We start from the raw sequence: 21,974 nt of genomic DNA, 5'->3' as shown, positions 1-21,974 counted from the left end.
GACGTTCGCGCCGAGTGAGGCCGTGAGGGCGATGGTGAACCAGGTCCAGGAGGAGCGGTCCCGGCCGGCGCGGAGCCGACGCCAGGCGGCGACCAGCAGCAGGTCGACCGAGACCGGGTAGGCCCACGCCTTCCATCCGGACTGCCCGGCCGCCGCCGCCAGATCGTGGAGGTGGGCGAAGGACAACGCCCCGGCAATCACGGCTTGGATCAGGACGGCATCAAGGCGGATCGAGCGGTTCACGGCGATCACGCCCCGTCCGCAGATGCTTCGCCGGTACCCAGACAGGCCAGGCACAGGGCGGCTTGCCGGTCATCGGTGGCGCGACCCTTCCGGGCACCGACGCGGACGGTTTCGCTGGTCTCGCCCTTGCCGTCGCAGTCCGGGCAGGGCACCGGCTTCGGCGTGGCTTTCTTACGCGGAGCCATGACGTGTCCCCCCTCTCAGTCCGTGACCGGCAGCGGCTTGACCAGCGACGGACCGGCAGCCGGCGCGTCCGCGGGCACGAGCGGGCGGAACGGGGCGAGCGCGGGAAGGTCGGGAACGAGGTGGGCGTACCGGCGGCAGAGCGCCGCTGCCTCAGCGCGGGAGGTGTGCGGGGTGCGGATCTTCGCCCAGCCTCCGGAGGAGTCGGCGGCGACCGCCGTTCCGGGACGCTCCGCCGGGATCAGACCGGCCGCCATCACCGCGTCCGGGGCCACATCGGCGAGCCCCATCTCGGCGGTCTGCTTGTCGTTGACCCGGTGCACCACCCGGCCGGTGAGCTGCGCGCGGAGCATGGTCGCGCCCCTGCCCAGCTCGGAGCCGAAGCGCTGCCCGCACACCTCCAGGTAGATCCCGACCGCGCGGGCCATCTGCGCGAGCCGGATCAACGCGGTGACGATCCGCTCCCGGCGTTCCTCGTCCTTCTTGGAGGAGATTAGGAACAGTTCCGCCACCTCGTCCACCAGGACGACCACCGGCACCGGCCGTAACTCTTCGGGCAGGTCCCACATGTCCGAGACACCGTGCGCGCTCAGCAGGTCGAACCGCTCGCCCATCTCGGAGACCAGCACGTCCAGCAGGGCGGCGGCTTCGTCGGGGGTGGTGACCAGGGCCGACAGGCGGGGCGCGTAGGCGGACTGCTCCACGCCGCGCTTGCAGTCGATCCCGACCAGCGCCACCGGCAGCGTGGCCAGGCCCTTGATCAGGTTGCGCTGGTAGACGGACTTGCCCGAGTTGTTCGCGCCCAGCGTCAGCGCCATGGGCACCTTGCGGTAGTCGCGGACGAACGCGGTCCCGTCCTCACGCAGCGCCACCGGAACAGCCAGACCCTCCGGACGTGCCGTGCGGGGCATCCGGACGCGGCGCAGCACGTCATAGCCAGTCATGCGGAGCTGAACGTAGCCGGGCTTAGTCTCGGCGATGGTCACCGCGTGGACGCCCCAGGCGTGCCGCAGCCGCTCCGAGGCCGCCATCAGGTCGGCCGGTTCCAGGCCGGCGGGAAGCCGCAGCGTCACCCGCAGCCCCGTCGAGGTGCCCTGCACCCGGCGGATCTTCGGCGGGACCGGCAGCACCTCACGCCGGGCCACGTTCCGAGTCAGGAACGCCCGCAGACGGGAGGGCTGCACGGTCAGCCCGCACACGTCCATCGTGGAGCGGTAGCTGATCGTGAACCGGCCCCAGGCGATCGGCAGGCCGACCAGCGACCAGTACACGCGCGGCGCGCGGACCTTCGCGACCCCGAGACCGCCGGCCCCCGCGAGGGCTCCCGTGGTCTCCAGCACCATGGACAGGTCACTCATGGTCAGGCCGCCGCAGTGATCGCGACCGCGCGGAACGCGATGCCGTGCCGCTTCTGCCCGTTGAACTCGTTCTCCCAGTCCCGCGCCTTCAGCCCCACGACCTTCACCGGCATGCCCGGCGCCAGACCCTCCGGGAAGCCCGTCTCCGGGATGGTGACCTGGTAGAGGTTGCCCTCCCCCTCGTCCGAGATCAGCAGGCCCACCGTCGACAGCGGCGCACCGGTCTCCCGGTCCATCGCCCGCTCACCCGTCTTCGCGTTGGCCAGCTTCGGCGTCGGCGCGGTCGCCACGAACACCACAGCGGTCGAAAGGTCGATCTTGAAAGACGGCATAGCTGTCCCCTCGTCCCTGAGGTCGCTCCCTTGCGAGCAACCTCTCTAGAGATGACTCCATGGAACAGCGCATCTCTAGAGATGTCAACACGTCTCTAGAGATGTTTCGGCTTGGCTACCGGGGCGAGCTGTGAGTTGTGTCGGCCGACATAATCGATAAAGGTGTCTAGAGAAGAGAGGAGGGATCACATGGCCACCCAGGGCAGCGGACGCCAGCCGAAGTACCAGCGGATCGCGGAGGAGCTGAGGGAAGCGATCCAGGCCGGCGAGTACGGCCCCGGTGATCGGCTACCAGGAGAGAACGACCTCATGGCCACGTACGAGGTGGCCCGCATGACTGCCCGGCAGGCGCTCGGCGTGCTCCAGAACGAGGGTCTTGCCGAGTCCCGCAAGGGCGCCGGCGTGTTCGTCCGCGCCTTCAAGCCGCTCAGGCGGCGAGGCATTCAGCGGTTGTCCCGCGATCAGTGGGGTTCGGGACGGTCCATCTGGTCGGCGGACATCGAGGACCGCACCTTGGTGGTCGACCAGGTGCAGGTCTACGAGGCGGCATCACCCGAACGGATCAGTCAGGTCCTCGACATCGAGGCCGATGCCGCAGTGTGCGTACGCAGTCGCCGCTTCGTCTTGGACGACAAGCCCGTCCTGCTGTCCACGTCCTACCTGCCGGCGGATCTGGTTGCGGGTTCGGCAATCACCCAGGAGGACACCGGCCCCGGCGGGACGTACGCACGGCTGGCCGAGCTTGGCTACAAGCCTGTGCACTTCCGCGAGGAGATCCGGTCCCGGATGCCGTCGCAGGAGGAGGCAAGCCGCCTCCAGCTCTCCATGGGTACGCCCGTGATCATGATTTGCCGCACGGCGTTCGCCGACGAGGGGCGCCCGGTCGAGGTGAACGAGATGACTCTCGACTCCGCCGCCTACGTGCTGGAGTATGACTTCGACGCCTGATCAGCCGATCCAGGTCCGGGCATCCCGCGCCACGCTGTAGATGTGCGCGACCTGGTCAGGCGGGAGCGTAGGCGACAGCCCCGACAGGACCCAGCCGAGACGTTCGACCGCCAGAACGAGCACCGGCGGGTTCGCGCCCTTGACCGTGAGCTTTGCCGCGTGCACGACGGAGATCACGGGGCGGACGGGAACCTCGACCCCACAACGGGCGGACAAGGCCCGCGAGATCCGCCGGGCTTCGGAGTGACTGACCGCGATGTGGCGGGTCGGGGAGCCGTTCACCGTGACGGCAGTGTCGCCGTACCAGACAGTCTTCCCTCGGTGCCGCTTGGAGTTGATGGAGAAGACTCCGGCGGGGCCGATGGCAAGGTGATCGATGTCCGCGCCGCTCGGCCACTGGATGGCGTGGAGCGCGAACCAGCCACGGCGGCGAAGCTTGCTCAACTGCCGTCCAGTGAGACGTTCACCGACGAGCCCATCCGTCCAACGACGGAGATCCGAACCGGGGCGCCGACCGTCGATCAGTCTCAGCACCGGGTTCGGCTGCAACTCCCGGATCTTGCGGCGCACCGCGTCGCCCGGCCTGTTCCGTGCCAAGTCATCCGGTAACGGCTGCACCCTGCCCCCTCGCGCGTGCCCTCTGATCCCAGACCACCACGGAGGCGTGAGCAGCGCCAAGGCCCGTATCGGCCATGAGCTGTTACAGGTTTCTCTACCTCATCAAGCCCCGGCTGCGCTCCGCTCCGCCGGGCGCGCTTCCCGGCTCCGCTCCGCGCGCCGCTCCTGCCTTCGGCCCGCTCCGCGCGGGCTACGCCGACGCGCGCCCACATGTGGATAGGGCCGGCGGCCATGAGACGAGCAACCGCACATCGCTCACCTGACGGTCAAGACAATGCCTCCGGCGGGGGATCGGCCGGCACCGGGATGGAGGGGGCGCCGTCGCCGACCGCGGGCACGTTGGGGCGTGCGCGGGGTGCTCCCATCCCGTCCACCGTCGACCCAGGCAGAGCCGAGCAGACGCGGCCCAGGGGCGTCAAGGTCGTTCGTACAGTGGCGCGCTCCACCTTGACGCCCCTGAACCACGCCCGCTCCACGGTGTGTGGGTCGACGGCGGACGGGATGGGAGCTGGGGAGAGTGGTGGGTTGCGGTCGTGCACCCTCGGCCACCATCCATCCCAGGGACTCATTCCGGCCAACTTGCCTGAAGACAGGTGCGCACAGGTGCCTACCAACGCCCAGCAACCCAGACGTACGCCTAACGAACACCGCGCTTTAGACCAAGCGCTTCGTTGCTGGATGTAGACGGCTCTCAACTTGACCAGACATAGGTCAAGGCACCTCGCTGCTACCGTCTTCGAGCAGACCAGCAAGCAGGCAGTGTCAAGCGTCAGTGAAGCGACCGCAGTTGCCGGGGCGTGCCTGCTAAGGTTGCGCAACTGCACACCGAAGACCCGTTCGACGTCTGTCTCCTACAACGTCCGCCGTACGGGTCAACCGATGTTCGTGAAGACGGAGGTCACCTTGCAGGAAGAGTCCCAACAAGAGCCCACCGTATCCCTACAAGCATTGCATAGCCATGCTCGTATGAGGCGAAGCTACAGGAGTTATGGCGGCCGACACAACCGCAACGAGTGGCGAACCCCCACCAACATAGCCGCCTTGATCACTGCCGTAGCCGCTCTCGTCACCGCCAGCACCCCTCTGCTCGTCAGGCTTCTGTGACGTGCCCTTGACGTGCCCGATACGCGGGGACGTCGCAGTGACCAGGGGGGAGTCACGGACAATGCCACACAACGATGCAGGTCAGTGACTTCGCAAGTCAGACGCCACCCGCGTACGCGATCTTCCAAACTGGCTACGCGGGTTCGATTCCCGTCGCCCGCTCTGCATGACTCAGGGCCGGGCCGGAGAGGTGTTTCTCCGGCCCGGCCCTGAGTGCTTTCCGAGTCCGGGTGGGGGCGGTGCTCAGGCGGCGGGCGACGTCGCCGGGCGGACGGGCGCCCCGACGACTCCGTAGGCGCGGTCGCCGAGGGTGAACTCCCCGAGCGGGATCATGCCGAAGCCGTCCACGTGGACGCGCCAGGACGTCTGGTTGGTCAGTTCGATGAAGGCGACCATCACCTCGGCCCGGCCCGAGGCGGCCCGGTGCGCCGCCTCGAACAGTCCCCGGGCCACTCCCCTCCCCCGACAGCCGGCGGCGACGACCACGGGCCCGTAGAGCAGGAAGGGGACGGAGCCCAGGGGGCGGCCCCGCCACTCCAGGGAGTCCTGGGCGTCCAGCAGGGCCCGGACCGGCGGGGGCGGGCTGGGGATCTTCTCCGGGGCGGCCAGGCCGAGCAGGCCCGCCAGGCGCCCGCCGTCGTCCGCTACGAGCAGGCTTCCCTCCTCGGCCATCGAGCGCACCGCGTCGATGTCGAGCCCGCCCTGCACGAAACCCTGTTCCGCGCGCTCCTGTGGCGTGAGCGCGTCGTGGTGGTTGGCCGCGAAGAGGTCGGTCGCGGCCCGGGCGTCGGCGGCGACGGCATGTCGGAAGTCCATGACGCCGATCCTGCCGGGCGTGACTCGCCCGGGCCACTGTGCAGCCCCGCCGGACGGGCCGGCCCCGCCGGGAAGCCGCGGGGGACGGGCGCGGGTGGGTCAGAACCTGATCTGGTTGATCGTGTCCGCTATCGAGTTCATGAAGCGGTTGATCGACGGGGCCATGCCGGTGGAGGCCAGGAAGAAGCCGAAGAGGACGGCGACGATCGCCGGGCCGGCCTTGATGGAGCCTCCTCGGAGCAACACCACCAGGATGATCGCCAACAGCAGCACCACGGACAGCGAAATGGCCACAACTGATCACACCCTCGGTCGGTACGCACTCCCGCCCGGGGGCCGGCCCCGCGCCCCCGCTGGAACCATGGTGCCACCAACCCGGCCCACTTATGCGGGCGCTGACGCATCATCGGCGCCGGTTCACGTCCCGGACCGCATCCGTCCCGGCCCGCCCGCACCTGTGCCGGGGTGTCCCTACGGGAATCCGTCGGTACGTGCGCACCACGCCCGGGCGGCGGTCCGCCGCCTTTCGTTTCGAGGTCCGCACAATACGTTCGCAGCGATTTCGCATAGGCGATCGCGAGCCGGCGGGATGGCGCAACTCGTCGTGATGAATCCGGACATCGAGGGCGCTGACGTTGTGCACGGACGCCGGTCGTGATGTGCCCGTCCTCACCCGACCGTCACAATTCCCGTGCCGAATACGGGGTGTACGCGGTGCCGGGCGGGGATCGGGGGACGGTGTTCCGGGGCGCCCCGCCGGGCGGCGCTAGGGTGCCTCAGATGTTCCACGCTGTCTCGTCCCCCGGCCAGAACAGAACACCCCTCCCCCCGGTGCGGCCATCGGCCCCCGGAACGCCCGCACCGCACAGACCCCGCGAAAGCGGTGGCGGCCCCGGAAAACGGCGCGACCCGTTCTTCGACAATGCCAAGTACCTGGCGATCGTGCTCGTGGCCATCGGCCATTCCTGGGCGGCGATCGAGAACGGCAACCGCGGGCTGTCGGCGGCGTACGACGTCGTGTACGTCTTTCACATGCCGGCGTTCATCATCATCTCCGGCTTCTTCTCCCGTGATTTCGACGCGCGTCCTGACCGGCTCAAGCGGCTGATCACCCAAGTCGCCGTGCCGTACGTCATCTTCGAGACCGCGTATTCACTCTTTCGTATTCATGTCGGTCACTCCGGCGACCACGCCATCAGTCTGCTCACCCCCTGGTACCTCACCTGGTTCCTGTGCGCCCTGTTCGTCTGGCGGCTGACCGCGCCCCTGTGGCGGCTGGTGCGGCATCCACTGCCGGTCGCCCTCGGCCTCGCCGCGCTCGCCTCCCTCACGCCGGGGATGGGCTCCGTCCTGGAGTTGCAGCGCGTCCTGCAGTTCCTGCCGTGCTTCGTGCTGGGGATGTGCCTGCGGCCCGAGCACTTCCGGCTGGTGCGCCGCCGCTCGGTGCGGATCGCGGCGGTGCCGGTGTTCGCGCTGTCCCTCGTCCTCGCGTGGTGGACGGAGCCGCGGGTGACCTCGGCGTGGGTCTACCGCAACGGCGCCGCGCAGGATCTGGGCGCGCCCTGGTGGGCCGGGCCGGTCATGGTGCTGGTGATGTTCGCCGGCGCGGTGGTGCTCACCGCCTGCTTCTTCGCCTGGGTGCCGGGCCGGCGGACCTGGTTCACCGCGCTCGGCACGGGCACGCTGTGCGGCTATCTGCTGCACGGCTTCCTGATCAAGGCCGCCCTGTACGCGGGCTGGCTCGACGCGGCCTGGCTGCACGGGACGCCCGGCGCGCTGTTCCTGACCGGCGTCGCGGCGGCCGGGATGACCCTGCTGTGCACCGGGCCCGTACGGCGGGTGTTCCGGAGTGTCATGGAGCCGCGGATGGAGTGGGCCTTCCGCCGCGAGCCCGTCGCCCGGGCGGCCGGCGAACGTGGGCGCGGCGAGCGACTCGGCGGCGCCGCCACCGGGGCTGCGCCGGTCCCGGTGGCGGCTTCGGCTCGCTGAGACGAGGGAGGTCCGGTGGCCTCGGTCCGCCGCAGCGGGGGCGCCTCGCGCAGTGGACCGGGCGCGGGCACCCCGCTCGGTGCGCCGGGTGCGCGTCCGGTCAGTGGGGCGCGGTGGCTGTCGGGCCCTCGCGGCAGATCAGCAGCAGGGCCCGGTCGTCGTTGACGTCCTTGGCCACGGCCTCGATCAGATGCCAGGCCGCCCCGTGGAAGCCGCCGGCGACATAGCGGTCGGCCTCGCCGGTGAGGCGGTCGATGCCCTCGGCGATGTCCCGCTCGGACGTCTCCACCAGACCGTCGGTGAACAGCATCAGCACGTCGCCCGGCCGCAGCGAGCCCTTGACCGAGTCGAACTGCGCGCCGTCGTAGACCCCGAGGAGCGGGCCCTCTGCGGCCTTCTCCTCCCAGCGGCCGGTGCCCGCACTGAGCTGGAGGCCCGGCGGATGGCCCGCGGAGTACAGCTCGTAGTCGCCGGAGTCCAGGTCCAGGACCAGGTGGATGGAGGTCGCGAAGCCCTCCTCCCAGTCCTGGCGCAGCAGATAGCCGTTGGCGGCGGGCAGGAAGGCGTGCGGGGGCAGGCTGCCGAGCAGTCCGCCGAACGCCCCGGACAGCAGCAGCGCCCGCGAGCCGGCGTCCATGCCCTTGCCGGACACGTCGGTGAGGACGACCTCCAGGGTGCGGCCGCCGTTGGTGCGGGCCGCGACCACGAAGTCGCCGGAGAAGGACTGGCCGCCGGCCGGGCGCAGCGCCATCTCGTGGTGCCAGCCGCTGGGCAGCTGCGGCAGCTTGCTCTGCACCCGGATGCGTTCGCGCAGGTCGAACAGCATGGTGCCGCCACGGCGCCAGGGCACGCCGACCCGGCTGCGGAACTGGGCGATCAGCAGCCCGAAGAAGCCGCAGGCGGCGACCACCAGCACCACGCCGGGGGTGACCCGGGAGGGGCCCTCGGTGTACGGGCCGAGCCGCACCGACTCCACGATCAGCGCCGTGGCCGCCGCCGCGTACAGGCCGAGCAGGCTGGCCGGGCGCAGCAGCAGTCCGCCGGCGACGATGGGCAGGACCAGCGCGACCGGCGAGAACCACACGGAGTCGACGAGGGTCAGCGCCGCGATCAGCGGCACCGTCACCAGCAGACCGGCGAAGGCGATCCAGTCCGAGCCGTCGCCGCGGAAGTAGTCGACGGCGGATCTGCGCACGCCGACGCGGGCCCGGTGCCACTGCATCTTCAACCGGGCCGTGAACGTCTCGGCTTCCGCGCGCCGCTGTCGTCCTGCTGCCATTAGTTCGGGACCCTATCCAGCGGACCCGCCGCTTGGCACGGGAGGTCCGACTTATCCCCCGTCCGGGGCCGGACTTCACAGTGAACTGCATGGAACGGCGGGGCGCTGCGGGCGGGACGAAATTCGTTCGCCCGCCCTGTGCGGCCCTGGTACGCATGGGCGCATGGCTACTGAACCCGCGCCCGTGACGAGGGTGCTGCGACAGGACGAGTGGGACACCTGGTACGACCACCTGGTCCGCGCGTTCGGCGGGACGGTGGCGCCGGAGGAGCGGGAGCTGGACCGCTCCCTCACCGAGTTCGGCCGCTCCCTCGGCGTCTGGGACGGGGACGCGTGCGTGGGGTCGGCGGGGGCGTTCGGCTTCCGGCTGACCGTGCCCGGCGGCTCCCCGGTGCCGGCGGCCGGCGTCACGATGGTCGGCGTGGCCGCCACGCACCGGCGGCGCGGGGTGCTGACGTCGCTGATGCGGCGGCAGTTGGACGACGTACGGTCCTGGGGGGAGCCGCTGGCGCTGCTGACCGCATCCGAGCCCGCCATCTACGGCCGGTTCGGGTACGGCGCGGCGACCTTCCAGCTCGACGCCGAGATCGACACGACCCGGGTGGGGCTGTCGGTCCCGCCCGGCGCCGACGGCGTACGGCTGCGGTACGCGGCGCCCGCCGAGGTGCTCGACGCCTGCGAGGCGGTGTACGCGCGCCTGGTGCCGGCCCGGCCGGGGATGCTGGCCCGGCAGCCGGGCTGGGAGCGGCAGGTGCTGCTCGACCCGGAGAGCGAGCGGGACGGCGCGTCGCCGTCGCAGTGCGTCGTGGCCGAACGGGACGGCGAGGTCACGGGGTACGCCCGCTACCGGACCAAGCTCGGCTGGGGACCCGGCGGGCACGACGGGACGGTGACGCTGGACGATCTGGCCGCGCTCGACCCGGCGACCGACGCGGCGCTGTGGCGGTTCCTGTTCGGCATCGACCTGATGACCACGCTGAAGGTGGCGGCGCGGCCGGTGGACGACGCCTGGCAGTACCTGGTCTCCGACATCCGGCGGTGCCGGCCCCGGGTACGGGACGCGTTGTACGTACGGCTGGTGGACGTCGGGGCGGCGCTGGCCGCGCGGACCTACCAGGCGCCGGTGGACGTGGTGCTGGAGGTCGAGGACGCCTTCTGCCCCTGGAACGCCGGGCGGTGGCGGCTGAGCGGGGACGCGAAGGGGGCGGTGTGCGAGCGGACGTCCGATCGCGCGGAGCTGGTGCTCTCGGTACGGGAGCTGGGGGCGGCGTATCTCGGCGGGGTGCCGCTGGCGGGGCTGGCGGCGGCCGGGCGGGTGCGGGAGGTGCGGCGCGGGGCGCTCGCGGAGGCGGCGGTGGGGTTCGGGTCCGCGGTGGCGCCCTGGCTGCCGCACGGGTTCTAGCCGCCGCACGGGTTCTGGGGGTGTCGCCCTGCGGGAGCCGGGGTGCGGTGCCGCAGGGGGCGGCGGGGGCGGTGTCGTGCGGGGTGGTGGGCCTGGGTCAGGTTCGCTGGCAGGTGGGGCACCAGAAGAGGTTGCGGGCGGCGAGGTCGGCGGTGCGGACCTCGGTGCCGCAGATGTGGCAGGGCAGGGCGGTGCGGCGGTAGACGTACACCTCGCCGCCGTGGTCGTCCACGCGGGGCGGGCGGCCCATCGCCTCGGGGGTGTGCTCGGGGCGGACGGTGTCGATGCGGTTGGCGCGGACTCCGTCGCGCATGAGCGCGACGAGGTCGGCCCACATCGCCTGCCACTCGGCGGGGGTGATGTCCCGGCCGGGGCGGTACGGGTCGATGCCGTGCCGGAAGAGGACCTCGGCGCGGTAGACGTTGCCGACGCCCGCGATGACCTTCTGGTCCATCAGCAGGGCGGCGATCGTCGTACGGCTGCGGCGGACGCGGGCGTAGGCGGTGGCCGGGTCCGCGTCGGGGCGCAGGGGGTCGGGGCCGAGACGGTCGTGTATCGCCTGCTTCTCGGTGGCGGTGATCAGGGCGCAGGTGGTGGGGCCGCGGAGGTCGACGTACGCGGTGGTGTCGGCGAGGCGGAGGCGGACCGTGTCCGTGGGCGGGGGCGCGGGGGCGTCGCCGAAGGTGACCTTGCCGAAGAGGCCGAGGTGGATGTGGACCCAGTCCGCTTCCCGGAAGCGGAGGAAGAGGTGCTTGCCATGGGCCTCGGTGCGGGTGAGTTCGCCCCCGGTGAGGAGGGCGGCGGCGTCGGAGAACTTGCCCTGGGGGCTGGTGACGGTGGGGCGTCTGCCCTGGAAGCGGGCGGCGTAGTCCTGGGCGAGGCGGTGGATGGTGTGCCCTTCTGGCACGGTGCGGTGTCCTTTTCTGCCGTGGTTGTCCGCCCACCCGCCCGACTCGACGGCGTGCGGAGGCGCCGCTCCCGGGGCTGGGCCCCGGCCCCCTCTCTCCTGCCCACCCGCCCGACTCGGTGAGTGGGAAGACGAGCGTTCGGGGGCTCCGTCCGGGACTCCGGCGGGGGCTGCGCCCCCTGCACCCCCGGGGAGGTGACGCGAGAGCGCTCCGAAAGGACGCTCCCGCGAGGGGCAGCCGCGTCGGCCACCGGGCTACGAGGTGCGTGCCCCGGCGGGGCCCCGCCTTCCGCCCCTGGCCAGGGGGCGCGGGGCGCTCCGAAAAGACGCGCCCCGGCAGAGGGCTCCCGCACCCCCGAGGGGTGTCCCGGTGGCGCGCCGAGAGGCGCCCCGGAGACCCGCCGGAAGGCGGCGGTCCCGGAGGTGCCCCGAGAAGAGGCGATACCAGGGGGCGCCCCGAAGGCGGCGGTCCCGGGGATGCCCGGACAGGGCGCGGTTCCGGGGGGCGCCGAGGGAGCGCCCCCGCGAGGGGCGTCCGTTGCCCGTCGGCGGGGCCCGGAGGGCTACTGCTGGGGGTGGTGGGGCGGGATCGGGGGGAGGTCGCCCGTCGTTTCGTAGGACGTGAGCATGTCGATGCGGCGGATGTGGCGCTCGTCGCCCGAGAACGGGGTGGCGAGGAAGGTCTCGACGAACTTCGTCGCCTCCTCCTGGCTGTGCATGCGCGCGCCCACGGCGACGACGTTCGCGTTGTTGTGCTGGCGGCCGAGGGCCGCCGTCTCCTCGCTCCAGGCGAGGGCCGCGCGGACGCCCTTGACCTTGTTCGCGGCGATCTGCTCGCCGTTGCCCGAGCCGCCGATCACGATGCCGAGGGAGTCCGGGTCGCCGGCCGTGCGCTCGGCGGCGCGGAGGCAGAAGGGCGGGTAGTCGTCCTGGGCGTCGTAGATGTGCGGCCCGCAGTCGACGGGCTCGTGTCCCGCCGCCTTGAGCCACTCGACGAGGTGGTTCTTGAGTTCGAAGCCCGCATGGTCGGAGCCGAGATACACGCGCATGCTCCGAGTGTGTCACGCCGGGTCGGGGGCAGACGCCTCGGGTGGTGATATAGCACACTCCTCACGAGAATGTGAGCGAAGCTACAGACCTCAAGGAAACCTCAAGTAACAATTACGTTTCGAAGGTTCACGAATTCCTTGGCCTCGGATTCACTGGACCGACTCGTACACCGCTCGTACGGGAACTCGCTCACCGGCGTAAGGAATAACCGTCCATGACCTCGCAGTCGACCCTGCCGAAGGCTGGAAACGGCCAGCCGAGCCCCGATGGACCCGGCTCGGGACTTCAGGCCGGACTCAAGAACCGCCACCTTTCGATGATCGCCATCGGCGGCGTCATAGGCGCCGGCCTTTTCGTCGGCTCCGCCACAGGCATCGCCACCGCCGGCCCCGGCATCCTGCTCTCGTACGCCCTCGTCGGCACGCTCGTCGTCCTCGTGATGCGCATGCTCGGCGAGATGTCCGCCGCCAACCCGACCTCGGGCTCCTTCTCCGCGCACGCCGACCGCGCGCTCGGCAACTGGGCCGGCTTCTCCATCGGCTGGCTCTACTGGTTCTTCTGGGTCGTCGTGCTCGCGGTGGAGGCCACCGCCGGCGCCAAGATCCTCTCCGACTGGGTCCCCGGCGTCCCGCAGTGGGGCTGGGCCCTCATCGTGATGCTGGTGCTGACCGCCACCAACCTGATCTCCGTCGGTTCCTACGGCGAGTTCGAGTTCTGGTTCGCCGGGATCAAGGTCGTGGCGATCGGCGCGTTCATCGTCGTCGGCCTGCTCGCCATCTTCGGCGTGCTGCCCGGCGTCCACACCGACCAGGCGTCCTTCAGCAACCTGACGGACCACGGCGGGTTCCTGCCGCACGGGCCCGGCTCCATCCTCACCGGTGTGCTGCTCGTCGTCTTCTCCTTCATGGGCAGCGAGATCGCCACCCTCGCGGCCGGCGAGTCCGAGGACCCGCAGCGCGCGGTCACCAAGTCGACCAACAGCATCATCTGGCGTATCGGCGTCTTCTACCTCGGTTCGATCCTCGTCGTCGTCTCCCTGATCCCCTGGGACGACAAGTCGGTCACCGACAAGGGCTCCTACGTCGCCGCCCTGGACTCGCTCGGCGTCGCGCACACCGGTCAGATCATGAACTTCATCGTGCTGACCTCGGTGCTGTCCTGTCTCAACTCCGGTCTCTACACCGCCTCCCGCATGGCGTTCTCGCTCGGCGAGCGCGGTGACGCGCCCAAGGCGTTCGCGCGCACCACCGGGCGCGGTGTGCCGAGGACCGCGATCCTCGTGTCGGTGGCCTTCGGCTTCGTGGCCGTGTTCTTCAACTACAAGTTCCCGGACACCGTCTTCCTCTTCCTGGTCAACTCCTCCGGCGCCGTCGCCCTGTTCGTGTGGCTGGTGATCTGCTTCTCGCAGCTGCGGATGCGGCGGATCATCCAGCGCGAGGCGCCCGAGAAGCTGGTCGTGAAGATGTGGCTGTACCCGTACCTGACCTGGGCGGCGGCCGCGGTGATCGTCTTCGTCCTCGGGTACATGCTGACCGACACCGAGCACGACGGGCGCGAGACCGTGATGCTGTCGCTGCTGGTGGCGGCGGTGGTGCTGGCGATCGCCTTCGTCAAGCAGAAGCTCGACCGCGACCGCCGGGCGGCGGCCGCCGAGGCCGTGAGCACCGGGGCCGGGGAGATCTCGGCCGGCTGACGCCGGCGGTCCGTACCGAACAGGCGGACGAAGCAGTGGAGGGAGCCCCCGGCCGGGGGCTCCCTCCACTGCTTCGTCCGGTGATCGCTCAGCGCTTGCCGGCCAGCTTCCAGGCCGTGGGCAGCGCGCCCATCGCCAGCGCGGCCTTCAGGGCGTCGCCGATCAGGAACGGGGTGAGGCCCGCGGCGATCGCGGCGGACGCGGACATGCCGGTGGACAGGGCCAGGTAGGGCACGCCGACGGCGTAGATGACCGCCTCGCCGAGGATCATGGTGCCGGCCGTGCGCCAGACGTCGCGGTCCGCGCCGCGGCGGGCCAGCGCGCCCACGACGGTGGCGGCGAGCAGCATGCCGAGGACGTAGCCGAAGGACGGGGCGCCCGCGCCCGAGCCGCCCTCCGCGAACCACGGCACGCCCGCGACGCCGGCGACCGCGTACAGGACCAGGGAGAGCAGGCCGCGGCCGGCGCCGAGCGAGGTGCCCACCAGCAGGGCGGCGAAGGTCTGTCCGGTCACCGGGACCGGGGACCCCGGCACGGGGACGGCGATCTGCGCGGCGATCCCGGTGAGCGCGGCGCCGCCGAGCACGAGAGCGACGTCCCGGACACGGGAGGCGGGCAGCAGGTCGGCGAGGACCTGCCCGGTGCGGGCGGGGACGGCGGCGGTGCTCATGGGGACTCCGCGGGGTGAGGGACAGTCGGGGAACACCGTGACGCTATCCCAGCACACCGTGACGGATCACCGTCAACGCTCGACAAAGGCCCGCGCGGGGCGTTGGTCGGCTCCGTACAAAGGGAGCCGGTTACACCCCGCCCGGAGTGACGCCGGTCACGGAGGTGGAGTGTCCGAGACGACGTGTGCCTCGTCCGTCCCTTCTGTAGGGTCCCGCCAAAGCCGTCCGTGAGGGCCGGTCAGGGACCGCGCGAGAGCGGCGGCCCGTCTCGTCCGTCGGTCGCCGTCTGGGCACCGCGGGGACCGTTTGCCGGCTTCGAACGCATGGTTGCCCAGGCCCGGTACTTCTCGTCGCGTCGCCATGTCGATCTGCGACGCCAGGGCACGGCCACCTGTCGCCGCCCCCGGTAGGGGCGGGCTCCGCGCGCCCCTGCCTCCTCGCAGGCGCAGCGTCGGCCCCGTCCCCGGGACAACCCCATGCCCGTACCGCGGCGCCCACCCACCCCCCGTCCTGACCTCCCCGTTCGCCTGGCACGGCGCGAGCGTCGCCACCGCGCTCGCGCCGTAGCCGCCCCGCCACCCTGCGCGCAGGGCACGTCCGGATAATGGGCAGCCCGTCCCCGTGAGCGGACGGGCTGCCCACACTGTGGGCACTCCTGCCCCACCCCCACACCCCGGACGAGCGCGCCCATGCCAAGCAGCCCCAGCCGCACCACCACCGGCTCAGCCACCCAGGCGCCGCCCGAGACGGGCGGCGCCTCCCTCGGCCACGGCCTCAAGCAGCGCCATCTGTCGATGATCGCCCTCGGCGGGGTGATCGGCGCCGGGCTGTTCGTCGGCTCCGGCGCGGGCATCGCCGCCGCCGGCCCCTCCATCGTCATCGCCTACGCCCTGTCCGGCTTCCTCGTGATGCTGGTGATGCGGATGCTGGGCGAGATGTCGGCCGCCCACCCGTCCTCGGGCTCCTTCTCCGCGCACGCCGAGCGCGCGTTCGGGCCGTGGGCCGGTTTCACCGCCGGCTGGTCGTTCTGGGTGCTGCTGTGCACGGCGGTCGGCCTGGAGGGCATGGGCGCCGCGCAGATCGTCACGGGCTGGCTGCCGGGCACCCCGGACTGGTTGTGGGTGGCGCTGTTCATGGTGGTGTTCTGCGGCGCGAACCTGGCCGCGGTGAAGAACTTCGGCGAGTTCGAGTTCTGGTTCGCGGCCCTGAAGGTCGGCGCGATCACCCTGTTCCTGGTGCTCGGCGTCCTCGCGGTGGCCGGGGTGCTGCCCGGCACCGACTCGCCGGGCGCCTCGAACCTCTCCGACTTCCTGCCGCACGGCGGCCAGGGGCTGATCGTCGGCCTGCTCGCCTCGGTCTTCGCCTACGGCGGCCTGGAGACGGTCACCATCGCGGCGGCCGAGTCCGAGGACCCGGTCAAGGGCGTGGCGAGCGCGGTGCGCACCGCCATGTGGCGCATTGCGCTGTTCTACATCGGCTCCATGGCGGTCATCGTCACCCTGGTCCCGTGGAACTCCCCCGCCGTCGTCGAGAAGGGCCCCTACGTGGCCGCCCTGGACCGGCTCGGCATCCCGGGCGCCGGTCAGCTGATGAACGTGGTGGTCCTGGTCGCGCTGCTGAGCGCGATGAACGCCAACATCTACGGCTCCTCGCGCATCGCCTACTCGCTGGTGCAGCGCGGTCAGGGGCCGCGGGCGCTGGCGAAGGTCTCCGGCGGGGTGCCGCGGGCGGCGGTGCTGGTGTCGTGCCTGTTCGGGTTCGGGTGCGTGCTGCTGAGCTACTGGCGGCCCGACGATGTCTTCCCCTGGCTGCTGAACATGATCGGCGCGGTGATCCTGGTCGTGTGGATCTTCATCGCCGTCTCCCAGCTGAGGCTGCGGCGCCGGCTGGAGCGGGAGGCGCCGGAGAAGCTCGTGGTGCGGATGTGGGCGTTCCCGTGGCTCACCTGGGTGGCCCTGGCCGGGATGGCGGCGGTCTTCGTGCTGATGGCCCGGGAGGGCGACACGCGGGTGCAGCTGTACTCGACGGGTGCGATGACGCTGGTCCTGGCGGCGATCGGGTACGCCCGGCAGCGCGGACGCGCCCGCGGCTGACGTGTCCGGCAACCGCCGGAAGGCCCCCGCGTGACGCACGCGGGGGCCTTCCGGCATGCACGGGGACTGTCCGGGGTTCGGCGGCATTCCGGGGTTCGGCGGCTTCCGGGGGGCGATGGCTTGCCGGGCGCTTTCGGGGTGCGGCGCCCTTGCCCGCACCCGTCCTCTTGTTGAGAGCTTGTAGTTGCAACCTATGTGCAATAACGTGGTGCCGTGTCCGTGCCCGCCGGCGCGGCCCGGCGCGCACCCCTCATGACGTCCCGCCTCGTGATCGTCTTCTCACCCTTCACGCGGGCGGGCGGAAAGAAGGAGACCCCCGCGAGGACGTGACTCGCGGGGGTCTTCCCGTAGGGGGCGGCGCCGGGGCCTACAGGTTGCTGAAGTCCGGGCCGGCCGTGCGGGTGCGCTTGATCTCGTAGAAGCCGGGGACCGAGGCGACCGCGATCGTGCCGTCCCACAGGCGGGCCGCCTCCTCGCCCTTGGGGGCCGGGGTGACGACCGGGCCGAAGAAGGCGATCTGCTCGCCGTCGGCGCCGGGCAGCGCGATGACCGGGGTGCCGACCTCCTGGCCGACCTTGTCGATGCCCTCCTTGTGGGAGGCGCGCAGCTCGGCGTCGAACTCGAAGTCCTCCTGGTCGGCGTAGTCGATCAGGTCGGCGGGCAGGCCCGCCTCCGCCAGCGCGCCGGCGATCGCCTCGCGGGTGGGGCCCTCGCCCCGGTTGTGGAAGCGGGTGCCGAGCGCGGTGTACAGGGGGCCGAGGACGTCGTCGCCGTGCTTCTGCCAGGCCGCGGTGACCACGCGGACCGGCGCCCACGCCTTGGTGGTCAGCAGTTCCCGGTACTCCTCGGGCAGGGTGTCGAGCTTGGGCTCGTTGAGCACCGCCAGGCTCATGATGTGCCAGCGCACCTCGATGTTCCGCACCTTCTCGACCTCCAGCACCCACCGGGAGGTCATCCAGGCCCACGGGCACAGCGGGTCGAACCAGAAGTCGACGGGCGTCTTCCCGGCGGCGGTGGCGGCGGAGACGTTCTCGGACATGGCTCTCCTCGGAATACGGGTCTTCCCGGTATCGGGTCGTGGCTTCGTCGCGCTTTCAACGGGGCAACCCGATCGTCTCCCAGGGCATTCCCTGATGCCGCCCGTCAGGGCCGCATGGCAGGATCGGTGCTGTCCGCATGCTGATCAAGACACGAGGGAGTGCCGTCCGTGCCCGGTGAGAATCTGACCCGCGAAGAGGCCCGGGAGCGGGCCGCTCTGCTGTCCGTCGACGGGTACGAGGTGTCCCTCGACGTCCGCTCGGCGGTCGGCGGGCCGGAGGGCGACGGACCGCGCACCTTCCGTTCCGTCACCACGATCCGCTTCCGCTGCAACGAGCCCGGGGCGAACAGCTTCGCGGACCTGGTCGCGCCGAGCGTCACCGCCGTCTCGCTCAACGGCCGGGACCTGGACCCGGGAGAGGTGTTCGACGGCTCCCGCATCCTGCTGGAGGACCTGGCCGCCGACAACGAGCTGGTCGTGGACGCGCAGTGCGCCTACTCGCGCACCGGCGAGGGCATGCACCGCTTCGTCGACCCGGAGGACGGCGAGGTCTACCTCTACACCCAGTACGAGCCGGCCGACTCCCGCCGGGTCTTCGCCAACTTCGAGCAGCCCGACCTCAAGGCCCCGTTCCGCTTCGAGGTGCGGGCGCCGGAGGGCTGGACGGTGTGGAGCAACGGCGCCGGGGAGCAGCACGACGGGGTGTGGCGGTTCGCGGAGACGAAGCCGATCTCGACGTACATCACGTGTGTGGTGGCGGGGCCGTACCACTACGTCACCGACACCTACGCGCGCGAGCTGCCGGACGGGACGCGGCTGGAGATCCCGCTCGGCGCGCTGTGCCGCAAGGGGCTGGCCCGGCACTTCGACGCCGACGACGTCTTCCTGATCACCAAGCAGGGCCTGGACTTCTTCCACGAGCACTTCGACTACCCGTACCCGTTCGGCAAGTACGACCAGGCGTTCGTGCCGGAGTACAACCTCGGCGCGATGGAGAACCCGGGCCTGGTGACCTTCCGCGAGGAGTACATCTTCCGCGGCAAGGTGACGCAGGCGTCCTACGAGGCGCGGGCCAACGTCATCCTGCACGAGATGGCGCACATGTGGTTCGGCGACCTGGTCACCATGGTGTGGTGGGACGACCTGTGGCTGAAGGAGTCCTTCGCGGACTTCATGGGCACCTTCGCCAACGTCGGGGCGACCCGCTTCCAGGACGCCTGGATCACCTTCGCCAACCGCCGCAAGGCGTGGGCGTACCGGGCCGACCAGCTGCCCTCCACGCACCCGATCACCGCGGACATCCGCGACCTCCAGGACGCCAAGCTGAACTTCGACGGCATCACCTACGCCAAGGGCGCCAGCGTCCTCAAGCAGCTGGTGGCGTACGTCGGCCAGGACGCGTTCCTGGAGGGCGCGCGCCGCTACTTCAAGCGGCACGCCTACGGCAACACGCGCCTGGGCGACCTGCTGGCGGTGCTGGGCGAGACCAGCGGCCGGGACATGGGCGCGTGGGCGCGGTCCTGGCTCCAGACGGCGGGCGTCAACTCGCTGACCCCGCAGGTACTGCTGGACGCGGAGGGCCGGATCGACGAGCTGGCGGTGGTGCAGGAGGCCGCCGAGTCGCACCCGGAGCTGCGCCCGCACCGGGTCGCGGTGGGCCTGTACCGGCGCTCGCAGGTCGGCGCGCTGGAGCGGTACGCGCGCGCCGAGGTGGACGTGGACGGCGCCCGCACGGTGGTCGCCGAGCTGGCCGGGCAGGACGCGCCGGAGCTGGTGCTGGTCAACGACGACGACCTCACCTTCTGCAAGATCCGCTTCGACGAGACCTCTTTGGCGACGCTGCGCGAGCACCTCGGCGCGCTGACCGATCCGCTGGCCCGCGCCCTGTGCTGGTCGGCACTGTGGAACCTGACCCGGGACGCGCTGCTGCCGGCGCGGGAGTTCGTCGACCTGGTGCTCCGGTTCGGGGGCCGCGAGACGGACATCGGCGTGCTCCAGATGCTGCACGCGTGGGCGCAGTCGGCGCTCGTGCACTACGTCGCGCCCGAGTGGCGTGCGGCGGCGGGAACGGCGCTCGCGCAGGGCGCGCTGGCCGAGCTGCGGCAGGCCGGACCGGGCAGCGAGCACCAGCTGGCGTGGGCGCGGTTCTTCGCCGCGACGGCGTCGGCGCCGGCCGATCTGGAGCTGCTGCGCGGTCTGCTGGAGGGCACGGAGGAGATCGCCGGGCTCGACGTCGACCAGGAGCTGCGGTGGGCGTTCCTGGAGCCGCTGGCGACCTACGGGGCGGCCGACGAGAAGGTGCTCGCGGCCGAACTCGCCCGCGACGACACGGCCTCCGGCAAGCGCCACCAGGTGCGGTGCCTGGCCGCCCGGCCGTCGGCCGCGGTGAAGGCGCAGGCGTGGGCGCAGGTGGTGGAGTCGGACGCGCTGTCGAACGCGCTGGTGGAGGCGACGATCGCGGGCTTCGAGCGGCCCTCGCAGCGGGAACTGCTCGCGCCGTACGCCGAGAAGTACTTCGCGGCGATCGGGCGGGTGTGGCGGGAGCGGTCGATCCAGATCGGGATGGACGTGGTGCGGGGGCTGTTCCCGGCCCTCCAGGACTCCCCCGGGACGCTGGCGGCGGCCGACGCCTGGCTCGCCGCGCACGAGGACGCGCCGCCCGCCCTGCGCCGCCTGGTCCTGGAGGCCCGGGACGATCTGGCGCGGGCGCTGCGGGGGCAGGAGTGCGACGCGGCGGTCAGCGTGGCGTGAGCCGCCGCCCGGCGGGCTGAGCCTCGACCGCCTTCAGCCGCGGCTGCGGTGCGGCTACGGCGGCTGCGGCTGCGGCTCGGTCTTTGGCCACGGCATGAGCCTTGGCCAAGGGTCGGGCGTGGAGTAACTGTTACAAGATGCCCCGTAACCCCTGGTCCGGCCCATGCCGACCAGGGGTTTTCGGCATCCGAACACCCGTCCTTTAGTGCTGGCTTGTCCGGCTTTGTCGACGGACGTGTAACAGCGGTTAGCGGATGGTGCGGGTGCGGGAAGTTCCCCGGCATGAACCACAACACCCCGCTCTCCCCCCGCCCCCTGAGCCACCTGGCCGAGACGCACCGCCGGGTGCTGACCACCGCTCAACTGCGCGCCCACGGCGTGTCGGCGGCGGAGACGACCGATCAGTGCCGGGCCGGCGGGCCCTGGCAGCAGTTCCTGCCGGGCGTGTTCCTGCTGCATCCGGGGCCGCCGACCAGCGAGGAACGGCTGCACGCGGTCCTCATGTACGCGGCGCGCGGGCCGGTGCCGCAGCCGGCCGGGGTGCCGGCGCAGCCCACCGCCCGGCAGCCACGCCGCCCGGTCCCCGCCGATGTGATGATCACCGGCCTCGCCGCGCTCACCCTGCACGGCTTCACCGCCGCACCCGCCCTGCCGGCGCTGGAGAAGATCGACGTGCTGGTGCCGCGGCTGCGCCGGCTGCGGTCGGCGGGCTGCGCCCGGGTGCGGCGGACTGCAGAACTGCCGGCGCCCGAGGTGGTCACGGGGCTGCCGGTGGCCCCGGTGCCGCGCGCCCTGGCGGACGCGGTGGCCGGGCTGCGGGACGCGGCGGTGGTGCGGCGGCTGCTGACGGAGGCGGTGCGCGGCGGGCACTGCGAACCGGCCGCGGTGGTCCGCGAACTGTCCCAGCAGCGGCTGCTGAACCGGCCACACGTGGTGGACGCGGTCGACTCGCTGCTGGCCGAGAGCCGCTCGATCGCCGAGGACCGGCTGTACCGGATGGTCGCCGAGCACGGCCTGCCCGACCCGGTGTGGAACGTGGACCTGCGGCTGCCGGGCGGCCCGCACCTGGGCGGACTGGACGCGTACTGGCCCGACGAGGCGGTCGCGCTGGAGCTGGACACGCGGGCGCCCCGCCAGAACGACGACGCGCTGTGGACGGAGTACGCCCGCAAGCGCGAACTGCTGGAGCGGCTGGGCATCACGGTCGTCCACGTGACCCCGAAGAAGCTCCGCGACGCCCCGGCACAGCAGGCGACGGTGGTCCGCACCGCCCTGATGGCCGCGGCGGACCGCGACCCGGCGGTGTACGTGGTGGTACTGCCCCGGTAGCCGCCGGGGACGCCGGGCGCCGCCGGGGGGGCGGAACCGGTCCGGGAGGGGAGCGGAGGGGCCGCCGGGCACGCGGCGGTTTCTAGCGGTCGTTGCAACACGCGGTTGTGTTGATCAGGCCGTGAGCAGTTTATGCAGGCGCTCGGCTGGGGTTTCCCAGCCGAGCGTT

Annotated in this window: 18 protein-coding genes; 7 read left to right on the top strand and 11 right to left on the bottom strand. The window is 71.6% G+C overall.

Features of this window, described 5'->3' with window-relative positions; genetic code table 11:
• From AB0N63_RS35525 to AB0N63_RS35515, 3 genes are all read right to left on the bottom strand, one after another.
• Positions 1 to 243 (bottom strand): DUF2637 domain-containing protein (locus AB0N63_RS35525; RefSeq protein WP_365523836.1); only part of this gene is annotated, 243 nt, incomplete at its 3' end.
• Positions 244 to 443: 200 nt separating this feature from the next.
• Positions 444 to 1,784 (bottom strand): FtsK/SpoIIIE domain-containing protein, encoded by a 1,341-nt coding sequence (locus tag AB0N63_RS35520; RefSeq protein WP_365536045.1) that lies wholly within the window; start codon positions 1,782 to 1,784, stop codon positions 444 to 446.
• A 2-nt stretch (positions 1,785 to 1,786) separates the two neighbouring features.
• Complete coding sequence (locus AB0N63_RS35515) at positions 1,787 to 2,116, bottom strand: hypothetical protein (RefSeq protein ID WP_223003610.1); 330 nt, start codon at positions 2,114 to 2,116, stop codon at positions 1,787 to 1,789.
• Positions 2,117 to 2,305: 189 nt separating this feature from the next.
• Here AB0N63_RS35515 and AB0N63_RS35510 point away from each other — a divergent pair, with 189 nt between their 5' ends.
• Positions 2,306 to 3,064: a GntR family transcriptional regulator gene (locus tag AB0N63_RS35510; protein WP_365536043.1), complete on the top strand. Its 759-nt coding sequence runs from the start codon at positions 2,306 to 2,308 to the stop codon at positions 3,062 to 3,064.
• Here AB0N63_RS35510 and AB0N63_RS35505 read toward each other — a convergent pair whose 3' ends face one another.
• The 3 genes from AB0N63_RS35505 to AB0N63_RS35495 all read right to left on the bottom strand — a co-directional run bounded on the left by AB0N63_RS35505 (position 3,065) and on the right by AB0N63_RS35495 (position 5,896).
• Positions 3,065 to 3,634, bottom strand: coding sequence for a nuclease-related domain-containing protein (locus AB0N63_RS35505; protein WP_365536041.1), 570 nt, complete (start codon positions 3,632 to 3,634; stop codon positions 3,065 to 3,067).
• A gap of 1,395 nt (positions 3,635 to 5,029) precedes the next feature.
• Complete coding sequence (locus tag AB0N63_RS35500; RefSeq protein ID WP_365536039.1) at positions 5,030 to 5,602, bottom strand: GNAT family N-acetyltransferase; 573 nt, start codon at positions 5,600 to 5,602, stop codon at positions 5,030 to 5,032.
• Between the two features lie 99 nt (positions 5,603 to 5,701).
• Positions 5,702 to 5,896 (bottom strand): hypothetical protein, encoded by a 195-nt coding sequence (locus AB0N63_RS35495; RefSeq protein WP_009188610.1) that lies wholly within the window; start codon positions 5,894 to 5,896, stop codon positions 5,702 to 5,704.
• 486 nt (positions 5,897 to 6,382) lie between these two features.
• On the opposite strand from AB0N63_RS35495, the gene AB0N63_RS35490 reads away from it, so the two are divergent.
• Complete coding sequence (locus AB0N63_RS35490) at positions 6,383 to 7,591, top strand: acyltransferase family protein (RefSeq protein WP_365536037.1); 1,209 nt, start codon at positions 6,383 to 6,385, stop codon at positions 7,589 to 7,591.
• A 100-nt stretch (positions 7,592 to 7,691) separates the two neighbouring features.
• Here the strand turns inward: AB0N63_RS35490 and AB0N63_RS35485 are convergent, their stop codons facing one another.
• Positions 7,692 to 8,870 carry a PP2C family protein-serine/threonine phosphatase gene (locus AB0N63_RS35485; protein ID WP_365536035.1) on the bottom strand — a complete coding sequence of 393 codons (1,179 nt, stop codon included), beginning with the start codon at positions 8,868 to 8,870 and terminating at the stop codon, positions 7,692 to 7,694.
• 163 nt (positions 8,871 to 9,033) lie between these two features.
• Between AB0N63_RS35485 and AB0N63_RS35480 the strand changes: the two genes are divergently transcribed.
• Positions 9,034 to 10,272: a GNAT family N-acetyltransferase gene (locus AB0N63_RS35480; RefSeq protein WP_365536034.1), complete on the top strand. Its 1,239-nt coding sequence runs from the start codon at positions 9,034 to 9,036 to the stop codon at positions 10,270 to 10,272.
• Positions 10,273 to 10,369: 97 nt separating this feature from the next.
• On the opposite strand, the gene AB0N63_RS35475 is transcribed toward AB0N63_RS35480, so the two are convergent.
• Both AB0N63_RS35475 and AB0N63_RS35470 read right to left on the bottom strand, forming a co-directional pair.
• Positions 10,370 to 11,179 carry a DNA-formamidopyrimidine glycosylase family protein gene (locus AB0N63_RS35475; RefSeq protein WP_365536032.1) on the bottom strand — a complete coding sequence of 270 codons (810 nt, stop codon included), beginning with the start codon at positions 11,177 to 11,179 and terminating at the stop codon, positions 10,370 to 10,372.
• 563 nt (positions 11,180 to 11,742) lie between these two features.
• Positions 11,743 to 12,228: a ribose-5-phosphate isomerase gene (locus AB0N63_RS35470; protein ID WP_169439335.1), complete on the bottom strand. Its 486-nt coding sequence runs from the start codon at positions 12,226 to 12,228 to the stop codon at positions 11,743 to 11,745.
• A gap of 215 nt (positions 12,229 to 12,443) precedes the next feature.
• On the opposite strand from AB0N63_RS35470, the gene AB0N63_RS35465 reads away from it, so the two are divergent.
• A complete protein-coding gene (locus tag AB0N63_RS35465; RefSeq protein WP_365536029.1) occupies positions 12,444 to 13,922 on the top strand; it encodes an amino acid permease in 1,479 nt (492 codons plus the stop codon).
• Positions 13,923 to 14,010: 88 nt separating this feature from the next.
• Here AB0N63_RS35465 and AB0N63_RS35460 read toward each other — a convergent pair whose 3' ends face one another.
• Entirely contained in the window at positions 14,011 to 14,592 is a 582-nt protein-coding gene (locus AB0N63_RS35460; RefSeq protein ID WP_365536027.1) for a biotin transporter BioY, read from the bottom strand.
• A 690-nt stretch (positions 14,593 to 15,282) separates the two neighbouring features.
• On the opposite strand from AB0N63_RS35460, the gene AB0N63_RS35455 reads away from it, so the two are divergent.
• Complete coding sequence (locus AB0N63_RS35455; protein ID WP_365536025.1) at positions 15,283 to 16,686, top strand: amino acid permease; 1,404 nt, start codon at positions 15,283 to 15,285, stop codon at positions 16,684 to 16,686.
• Positions 16,687 to 17,053: 367 nt separating this feature from the next.
• On the opposite strand, the gene AB0N63_RS35450 is transcribed toward AB0N63_RS35455, so the two are convergent.
• Positions 17,054 to 17,725 (bottom strand): DsbA family protein, encoded by a 672-nt coding sequence (locus AB0N63_RS35450; RefSeq protein WP_365536023.1) that lies wholly within the window; start codon positions 17,723 to 17,725, stop codon positions 17,054 to 17,056.
• A gap of 168 nt (positions 17,726 to 17,893) precedes the next feature.
• Here AB0N63_RS35450 and pepN point away from each other — a divergent pair, with 168 nt between their 5' ends.
• Both pepN and AB0N63_RS35440 read left to right on the top strand, forming a co-directional pair.
• Positions 17,894 to 20,476, top strand: a complete 2,583-nt coding sequence (gene pepN / locus AB0N63_RS35445; protein WP_365536020.1) for an aminopeptidase N — start codon at positions 17,894 to 17,896, stop codon at positions 20,474 to 20,476.
• 282 nt (positions 20,477 to 20,758) lie between these two features.
• A complete protein-coding gene (locus AB0N63_RS35440) occupies positions 20,759 to 21,805 on the top strand; it encodes a hypothetical protein (protein ID WP_365536018.1) in 1,047 nt (348 codons plus the stop codon).
• Positions 21,806 to 21,974: the final 169 nt, after the last annotated feature.

Origin of the sequence: Streptomyces sp. NPDC093260 (assembly GCF_040683715.1) — a bacterium.
Lineage (GTDB): Bacteria > Actinomycetota > Actinomycetes > Streptomycetales > Streptomycetaceae > Streptomyces > Streptomyces sennicomposti.
This window is presented reverse-complemented; position numbering and strand designations above follow the sequence as displayed.